Origin of the sequence: Brevundimonas sp. A19_0 (assembly GCF_017744255.1) — a bacterium.
In the GTDB taxonomy this organism is placed as follows: Bacteria; Pseudomonadota; Alphaproteobacteria; order Caulobacterales; family Caulobacteraceae; genus Brevundimonas.
Map to the genome: position 1 here is coordinate 1 of NZ_JAGHQP010000044.1, position 1,086 is coordinate 1,086.

Annotated in this window: 1 protein-coding gene; it reads right to left on the reverse strand. The window is 72.2% G+C overall.

Translation table 11 applies throughout. The annotated features are described in order from the left end of the window. Positions 1-161: 161 nt before the first annotated feature. A partial coding sequence (locus tag J7346_RS14905; protein WP_209120759.1) for an FkbM family methyltransferase occupies positions 162-1,086 on the reverse strand: 925 nt, incomplete at its 5' end.

A 1,086-nucleotide genomic window follows, 5' to 3' on the forward strand; every position in this document is an offset into this window, starting at 1 on the left:
GCCTCTACCTGCCCGACACCCCCGGCGCCGACCCGGTAGACACCCCGCCCACCCACGACTGGGCCTGGATGTAAGCCCCACAGGGCGGCCCCGCACACGCCGGGCCGCCCCATCCCAGGGGGGAGCGGCGGACGCAGGAGGCTCTGAGGGCCGGATCGGCCTCAGGCCTCGTCGGCCGTCTTCTCCGCGGTCTCGGCCAGGGTGCCGCCGGGCGGCGGTTCGCGCGACATGACGACATCGCAGGAGGACAAGGTGGCCATGTCGGCCGCCGGGATTTCCAGCAGGGTGGAGTCGAACTGGATCTTCCAGAAGCGGAAGCCCATGCCGGCCAGCCAGTCGACATAGGCGGGCACATCCGTGCGGGACCCCATCTGGACGATGTCCCACTCCATGATGACCACGATGTCGGGGCGGGCGAGCAGGCGGGTCGCCCCGCGCAGAATCAGGGGTTCCGACCCCTCGGCATCCATCCGGATCAGCCGCACGTCCTGATCGGCCTCGTCGTCCAGCCGGGTGGCCGGGACGGTGATCAGGCGGCTGTCGCTGCCGAGGCCGCTGGGGTCGCTGGACAGGGTGCCGCCCCCGGCATTGCGGCGCGAGACGCCGAAGCTGACCTCGCCCGGGGCATCGGCCGCGGCCTTGGCCACCAGCCGGGCCCGGCCCGCATAGCCGTTGAACTTGATGGAGCGCTCCACCAGTCCGGCGAGATCGGGATTGGCCTCGAAGCTGACGAGCGAGCCCTGCTCGCCGATGATGCGCGCCATGGCCAGGGTGTAGACCCCGAAATTGGCCCCGACCTCGATCAGGTGATCGCCGGGCCGGACCAGGTCGCAGACGGCCCTGTGAATCCACGACTCCCAGTAGCCGCGCGCGATCAGGTGCGCGCCCACCGCCTCGTCCGCCGGGTCGACGTAGACAAAATGACCGTCGGTGAGGCGCGCGATGCCCATTTCGGGGCTGATGGGGAAGTAGCGCTGGGGCTCGGCCGGTGGCGGAGGCGCCGCCACAGGGACAGGGGCAGGGGCCGCCTCGGCCTCGACAGGTGGCTCGGGGGCGGGTGCCGGCGGGGGCGCGGCCTCCCGGGCG